This is a genomic window from Pseudomonas citronellolis (assembly GCF_029335315.1).
Lineage (GTDB): Bacteria > Pseudomonadota > Gammaproteobacteria > Pseudomonadales > Pseudomonadaceae > Pseudomonas > Pseudomonas citronellolis_A.
Genome location: NZ_JARJLT010000280.1, coordinates 1 through 7,802, shown reverse-complemented (window position 1 = coordinate 7,802; position 7,802 = coordinate 1). Strand labels below are relative to the sequence as shown.

The 7,802-nt window shown below is 69.9% G+C and carries 4 protein-coding genes; all 4 read right to left on the bottom strand.

Features of this window, described 5'->3' with window-relative positions; translation table 11 throughout:
- Positions 1-303: 303 nt before the first annotated feature.
- Positions 304-2,316, bottom strand: a complete 2,013-nt coding sequence (fhuB, locus tag P3W75_RS21175; RefSeq protein ID WP_276229272.1) for a Fe(3+)-hydroxamate ABC transporter permease FhuB — start codon at positions 2,314-2,316, stop codon at positions 304-306.
- Positions 2,309-3,214, bottom strand: coding sequence for an ABC transporter substrate-binding protein (locus tag P3W75_RS21170; RefSeq protein WP_276229271.1), 906 nt, complete (start codon positions 3,212-3,214; stop codon positions 2,309-2,311). Before P3W75_RS21170 ends, fhuB begins: the two co-directional genes overlap by 8 nt.
- A gap of 96 nt (positions 3,215-3,310) precedes the next feature.
- Positions 3,311-5,749: a TonB-dependent siderophore receptor gene (locus P3W75_RS21165; RefSeq protein WP_276229270.1), complete on the bottom strand. Its 2,439-nt coding sequence runs from the start codon at positions 5,747-5,749 to the stop codon at positions 3,311-3,313.
- Between the two features lie 152 nt (positions 5,750-5,901).
- Positions 5,902-7,590, bottom strand: a complete 1,689-nt coding sequence (locus P3W75_RS21160) for a cyclic peptide export ABC transporter (protein ID WP_276229273.1) — start codon at positions 7,588-7,590, stop codon at positions 5,902-5,904.
- Between the last annotated feature and the right edge of the window lie 212 nt (positions 7,591-7,802).

Below are 7,802 nucleotides of genomic sequence, written 5' to 3'. Positions count from 1 at the left end.
GAGCAAGCTCGCTCCTACAGGTGCCATTCCCCGCCGTGGGAGCGAAGCGTGGCGGATAACCGCGAACGGTTATTCGCCCTACGCTACGAGCGGGCCGGGCGTAGGGCGAATAACGCGAAGCGTTATCCGCCGTTTGGCCGCGCGCCCAGGCGGCTCCGGGGTTGAGCCTGGCGTTGGCGGCGATCTCGGTAAAACGGCGGATAACCGCGAACGGTTATTCGCCCTACGCTACGGGTGGGCCTGGCGTAGGGCGAATAACGCGAAGCGTTATCCGCCGTTTGGCGTCGCGAGCGCGCTCGGGCCTCACGCCGCCTGGCGTTCCTTGTGCATCAGCCAGAGGAAGTACGGGCAGCCGATGAACGCCGCCAGCAGCCCCGCCGACACCGGCCAGGGGTAGGCGATGTTGCGCCCCAGCCAGTCGGCGATGACCATCAGCAGCGCCCCGGTCACCGCGCTCAGCAGCAGTTGCGGCGCCGCGCGGCGCGCGCCGAGGCGGCGGGCCAGGTGCGGGGCGACCAGGCCGACGAAGCTCAGCGGGCCGACCACGATGGTCGCTGTGGCGGTGAGCACCGCCGCCACCAGCAGGATCGCCAGGTGGCTCGGGCGCAGGCGCAGGCCGAGGGCGCTGGCGGTGCCGTTGCCCAGCGTCAGCAGGTCCAGCGGGCGCGCCAGCAGCAGGCTGGCCGGCAGCGCCACGGCGGCCACCGCCAGGGCGCTGAAGGCGGTGCGCGCGTCGACCTGGTAGGTGGAGCCGGTCATCCAGCTCATCATCGCCGTCATCCGTGGGTCGCCGCTGGCCAGCAGCAGGGTGCTCAGGGAGTGCAGCAGGGTGGTCAGGCACACCCCGGTGAGCAGCAGCCGCTCCGGGTTGAACGCGCCGCGCCAGGCCAGCCACAGCAGCAAGCCGAGGGCGAGCAGGGCGCCGAGGCTGGCGGCCGGGACCATCAGCGCCTGCGGCTGCGGCACCAGCAGGAACAGCACCAGCACGGCGATGGCCGCGCCCGAGGTGGCGCCGAGCACTTCCGGGCTGGCCATGGGGTTGCCGGTCAGGCGTTGCACCAGCAGCCCGGCGCAGGCCAGCAGGGCGCCGGCGGCGAGGGCGCCGAGCACCCGTGGCAGGCGCCAGTCGAGGATGGCTTCGTGCAGGCCGGGGGCGTCCCAGTGCCAGCCGTCGGCGTCGACGCCGAAGTAGATCGCCGGCAGGGTCAGCAGCGCCAGGGCCAGGGCGGCGAGGGCGATCAGCCGGCCCAGGTGCGCCCGTTGCGCGGTCGCCGCCGGCGGCCGCGGCGCGATCCCGCCGCTGCGCTGGCGCGACAGCAACCACAGCAGCAGCGGCACGCTGAGCACCCCGGTGAGGATGCCGGCGGGGATTTCCCCGGCGAAGCGCGACAGCTCGCGGGCCACCTGGTCCACCAGGCAGAGCAGGGCGGCGCCCAGCAGCGGCGCCCAGACCAGGCGCTGGCGCAGCGTGCGCGCGCCACACAGGCGGGCGATGGCCGGGGCGGCGAGGCCGACGAAGGCGAGCATGCCCACCGCGCTGGTGACGAAGGCGCTCAGGGCCACCGCCACGGCCAGGCCCAGGGCGCGGGTGCGCAGCAGCGACACGCCGAGGCTGGCGGCGCTTTCGTCCTCCAGGCCCAGGGCCGCCAGCGGCCGCGCCATGGCCAGCGCGATGAGCATGCCCACGGCCAGGCGCGGGGCCAGGTACAGCGCGCCCTCCCAGCCGCTCTGGTTGAGCGAGCCGGCCTGCCAGAGCAGCAGGTCGATCAGGTAGTCATGGTTGAACAGCACCAGCAGCGCGTTCAGCGACACGCAGTAGAGGCTGATCACCATGCCGGCGAGGATGAAGCGCAGCGGCGACAGCGTGCGCCCCCAGGCGAAGGCGAACAGCAGCCCGGTGGCCAGCGCGGCGCCGGCCAGGGTCACGCCCTCCAGGCCGTGCACCAGCAGCGCCGGCGCCCAGATGGTGGCCGCCGACAGGGCCAGGTTGGCGCCGGCGGAAACCCCCAGGGTCACCGGCTCCGCCAGCGGGTTGCGCAGGATCTGCTGGAACAGGGTGCCGGCCAGGGCCAGGGCGGCGCCGGCCATCAGGCTCACCAGCAGGCGCGGGTAGAAGCTGTAGTGCAGCAGCACCTGCTGGGTGTCGTTGCGGTCCGGCGCCCACAGCGCCTGCCACCACAGCGCGCGCGGCAGCGCGGCTTGCAGGCCGTGGACCACCAGCAGCGCGGCGAGCGCCGCCAGCAGCAGGGTGCACAGCGCCGGGCCGGCCAGCGGGCGCAGGCGCGGCCGCGCCAGGCCGAGGGTGGATTCAGGCATGGGCGGCCTCCGGAAGGGCGTCGAGGTAGGCGCCGATGCGTTCGGCCAGGTCGAGGACCGAGGCGGCGCCGCCGTACGGGTAGAAACGTTGCAGGGTCAGGGTGTGGCCCTGGCGCACCGCCGGCAGGTTGGCCCACAGGTCGTTGGGCTGACGCAGGCTCTGCAGGCGCGCCGAGGTGGTCGGGATGTCGAGGTAGACCAGGTGCGCGTCGGCGCGCTCGGCCAGGCGTTCGATGCCGACCATGACCAGGCCCACGGCGCCCACCGGGCCTTGCCAGGCGTTGACCAGGCCGAGCCGGTCGAGCACGTCCTGGACCATGCTGCCGCGCCCGTACACCGCGGCGTGGCGGCCGTCCTGGTTGAGCACGGCGACGCACACCGGCGGCTGCGGACGGCGCGCCAGGCGCTCGCGCAGCTCGGCGAGGCGACGTTCGCCGGCGGCGAGGTAGTCGGCGGCGAACCGCTCGCGGTCCAGGCGCGCGGCCAGGCCCGTCATGAACTCGGCGGCGGCGCGCCAGGCGCCGTCGCGGGCCGGGTAGATGGCCACCCGCTCGGTGGGTGCGATGGCGGCGAGGCGGCGCTCCAGGGTCGGGGTCATGGGGTCGCTGAGGATCAGCTGCGGGCGCAGCTGCTGGATGAGTTCGAGGTTCGGTTCCCAGTAGGGGCCGACGTCGCGCACGCTGGCCGGCAGCGCGGTGGTCGGCATGCGCACGCGGTAGTAGCGGTCGTCGGAGATGGCCAGGGGCGTGACGCCCAGGCTCAGCAGGGTTTCGGCGGCGACCCAGTTGAGCGCGACTATGCGCTCCAGGCGCGGCTCGGCGCGCAGCGGCAGGCCGGCGCCGGCGGCCAGGGTGGCCACGGCCAGGCGCTGCAGCAGGTGGCGGCGGGTGAGGGGCATGGCGGCTCTCCAGGGCATGCAAACGACAACGGGCCCACTGCGCATGCAGGGGCCCGCGGTGGCCGCCGGGAGCGGCCGAAGCCGCCCCCGACGGGCTTACCAGGCGTACTTGACGCTGGTCAGCACGGTGCGGCCTTCGCCCGGGTAGCACTCGGCGATGTCGTCGCAGGTGGTCACGTACTTCTCGTCGAGCAGGTTCTGCGCGCTGAAGGAGACGGTGACGTTCTTGTTCACCGGGTAGCTCACGCCGGCGTCGTACAGGGTGTAGTTGTCGACGTGGAAGGTGTTGGCGTTGTCGCCGTACACCGAGCCGGTGTAGCGCACCCCGCCGCCGACGCTGAGGCCGTCGGCCACGCCTTCGTGGAAGGTGTAGTTGAGCCAGGCCGAGGCCATGTGCTCGGGCACGTTGGCGAAGCGGTTGCCCTCGTCGCCGGCGTTGCTCTTGAGGATCTTGGTCTTGGTGTAGGTGTAGGAACCCAGCAGGTCCCAGTGCTCGTCGAGCTGCGCCTTGGCCTCGGCCTCGATGCCGCGCGAGCGGACCTTGCCGGTGGCCTTCTGGAAGCCGGTGTTGACGCCGTTGACGATGTCGTTGGTGAGGACGTTGGTCTTCTCGATCTCGAAGCCGGCCAGGGTCAGCAGCAGCTTGTCGGTGGGCTGGTACTTCACCCCGGTTTCCCACTGGTGCGCGGTGCTCGGGTCGAAGCTGTTGCCGTTGCGATCCAGGCCGCTGTTGGGCACGAAGGACTCGGAGTAGGCGACGTAGGGCGCCAGGCCGAAGTCGGTCAGGTAGGTCAGGCCGACGCGGCCGGTGAAGGCGTCGTCCTTGGCCAGGGTGTGGCTGTCGGCGAGGTGGTCGTCGGTGCTGCTGCGCACGTTGTCGTAGCGCCCGCCGAGGGTCAGCAGCCAGTTGTCGTCGAACTTGATCTGGTCCTGGGCGTAGTAGCCGACCGCGTCGATGGTCTGGTTGTAGTCGACCTGGCGGGTGCCCGGGCGGTTGATGTTCAGGCCGTATTTCGGGTTGCTCGGGTCGAGCAGCAGCGGCAGGAAGTAGTTGATGTTGGCCAGGCTCAGGCTCTCGAAGTAGCGCTTCACGTCGGATTCGGTACGCGAGTAGTCGATGCCGGTGAGCAGGGTGTGGCCGATGCCGTCGGTGTCGAAGTCGAACTTCAGCTGGTTGTCGACGGTGAAGGCGTTCATGTGCTCGTCCCAGCGCCGCGGCGAGCGCAGGATGTCGTTGGCCAGCGACGGGAAGGCCTGCGCCAGGGCCGGCACGGCGCTCTTCACGGTGCCCAGCGGGAGCATGTTGTTGAGGATGAAGTCGACCTGGCCGTAGCGCAGGTTCTGGCGGAACTCGACGTTGTCGTTGAAGCGGTGGCGGAACTCGTAGCCCAGGGTGAACTGGTCCTGGTAGCTGTGGTTGAAGCTGTGGTCGCCGAGCAGGGTGTTGTCGGTGTGGCCGTACTGCGGGGTGTTCACCGCGATGGTGCCGCCGCTGTCGTCCTTCATGAAGCTGCTGAGGAAGGTGAAGCTGGTGTCCTCGTCGGGCGACCAGGTGAAGGACGGGGCGATGTAGTAGCGATCGTCCTTGACCTCGTGGCCGTCGTCGTACTCGAACTCGGAGTTGGACTTGCGCACCACGCCGACCACGCGATAGAGCAGGCTGCCGTCGTCGGTCAGGCGGTCGCCGATGTCGAAGCGGCCCTGCACGCGGTCATGGTTGCCGAAACCCAGTTCCACTTCGTGGACCCCGGCGGCGGTCGGCATCTTGCTCACGCGGTTGATGATGCCGCCGGCGTCGCCCAGGCCGAACAGGGTCGAGGACGGGCCGCGGACCACGTCGATGCGCTCCAGCGCGTAGGGCTCGGTGCGGAAGAAGGTGTAGCTGTTGTTCAGCTGGCGCAGGCCGTCGAGGTAGTCGCTGGTGGTCTGGCCGTTGAAGCCGCGGATGAACAGCCAGTCATAGCCCTTGGGGTCCATGCCGTAGGTTTCCACGCGCACGCCGGGCACGTAGCGCAGGGCCTGGCTGACGGTCTGCACGCCCTGGGCGTCCATCTGCTTGCGGGTGATGACGGACACCGACTGGGGGATTTCCAGCAGCGGGGTGTCGGTCTTGCTGGCGCTGCCGCTGGTGCGCGGCACGTAGTTGTCGGTGCCTTCCGGGGCGGCGGTGACCACCTGGGCGGGCATCGCCAGCGTCTCGGCGGAGGCGTTGGCGCCGAGCAGGGTCACCCGCGCGCCGTCGATCTGGTAGCGGATGCCGGTGCCGCGCAGCAGCTGTTCCAGGGCCTGGGCCGGCTCCATCTCGCCGCGCACGCCGGCGCTGCGCAGGTTCTGCACCTGGGCCTGGTTGAAGATGATCTGCAGGCGTGCCTGGCTGCCCAGGTTGGTCAGCGCGGCGGCCAGCGGCTGGGCCGGGATGTCGATGCGCACGGGGGCGGCGAAGACGCTGGTGGCGCTCAGGGTCAGGCCGAGCGCGGCGGCGCTGACCAGGCGGGCCAGGGGGCTGCGCTTGCTGTGCGGGGGCTTCCGATTCACTACGAGACTCCTATGATCAATGTAATGTTGTTTTTAATAAGAATGATTGGCTTTCTATGACGCATCCGGAAAACAAAACCGGAAAAGTTTTTTCGTGTTGGCGGATTTTTTTCGCTGAAGGCCGCCGGAAGCCGGTGGCCTTCGGGGCGGCGCTAGTGCGCCGTGGCGCTGCGGTCCGGCGCGTCCTCCCCGACGCGCTGGTCGCGCAGCTCGACGACGCGCCCGCCGCTCATGCGCAGCAGGCGGTCGGCGATGTCGAAGTAGCGGTCGTCGTGGGAAATCACGATCAGCGTCTTGCCCTGGGCGCGCAGCTCCGGCAGCAGCTCGGTGTAGAATATGCGGCGGAACTCCGGGTCCTGGTCGGCGGCCCATTCGTCGAACACCAGCAGCGGGCGCTTCTCCAGCCACGCCTGGACCAGCGCCAGGCGCTTGCGCTGGCCGGTGGAGAGGTCGGTGGTGGAGTAGGCGTGGCCGTCCAGGATGACCTTGTCGGCGATCTCCAGGCGCTGCAGGTAGCGGTTGGCCTCGGCGGGAATCTCGGCGCTACCCTTGAGCAGGTCCTCGAACAGGTAGTAGTCGGCGAAGATGGTGGTGAACAGCTGGCGGTAGTCGTCGCGGCTCGCGTCGTCGATCGGCTGGCCGTTGAGCAGCAGCTGGCCCTGCTGCGGCACGTAGAGGCCGAGCAGCAGCTTGATCAGGGTGGTCTTGCCGCTGCCGTTGTCGCCGGCGATGAAGAGGATTTCGCCGCGCCGCAGCTGCAGGTTCAGCGGGCCGACGGCGAAGCCCTGGCCGCCGTCCTCGGTCGGGTAGCGGTAGTGCAGGTCGCGCAGTTCCAGGCTGTCCAGCGGCAGGGCGGGGCGGCCGTCGTCCTTCAGCAGCAGGTGCGGCTCCGGCGAGGAGAAGCGCTGCGACAGCTCGGCGATGCGCCGGAAGGCGACCTGGGCGCGGCTGACGATGGGCAGGTTGCCGACCAGGTGCTCCAGCGGGCCCTTCATGTACAGCAGCACCAGGATGAAGCCGCTGAGGGTGGCCTTGTCGGTGCTCGGCCAGAGGGCCTGATAGGCCAGGGCCACGCCGATGACGATGAAGAACAGCGTGGAGCCGAAGCCCTTGGCGATGACGAACTGGTTGATCGAGCGCACCTGGATGTCGCAGATGCGCTCCACGCTGCCCTGCAGGCGCTCGCTGTAGTGCTGGAAGCGGCGCGGGCGGCTGATGCGCAGTTCCTTGGCGCCTTCGGCCATGGCCCGGTAGTGCTTCTGCAGCTCGTCTTCCTCGTCGCGCGCCTCGAAGAAACCCTTGATCCCCTTGCTGCGCGCGAAGTACTGCACGGCGCTGCCGATGACGATGGCCACGGCGGTGGTGAGGAACATCGGCAGCGACAGCGAGGCCAGGTAGCCCAGGCAGCCCAGGCACACGCTCAGCGACACGGCCAGCGGCGCGAAGGCGAAGGCGAAGTCGCTGATGGTGTCGACGTCGTGGGTCAGCACCGGGATCAGCCGATGGCTGCGGTAGCGCTCGATCTGCTCGATGGGCGCGGAGATGATCTTGCTGCCCAGCTCCTTGCGCAGGCGGGCTATCACATGCTGGCCGACGTAGTTGGTCCCGATGTCGGCGACGATCGAGCCGACCAGGGCCAGCAGGCACAGCGCGGCGAAGCCCAGCAGCAGGCCGGACTGCAGGCCGCCGTCGGAATGCAGGCTGTAGTTGATGGTGGCGAGCAGGGCGGTGATGGCGGCGCCGCCGAGCACCCCGAGCAGGGTGGCGGCGAGCAGTTGCGGCCAGAACGGCCGAAGGATCTTGAAGAGTTCGCTGAGGGTGCTGCGCGGCTGTGTCTGCATCATTTTTTCCTGGGCTCGGCCGCGACGCATGCGTTGGCCGGGTTACGCGGGACGACGCGGCGCCAAAGCGGAATCCGAATCGTTCCTGTTAAGACGGATGAGCTGGGAAAAAACTGAAGAGAATTTTGTGCATTGCGTTCGGCGCCGGGCAGAGGCCGTAGGAGCGCGCCATGCGCGCGATCGCGGGCACGGCGCGCTCCTACGGAGGGAGC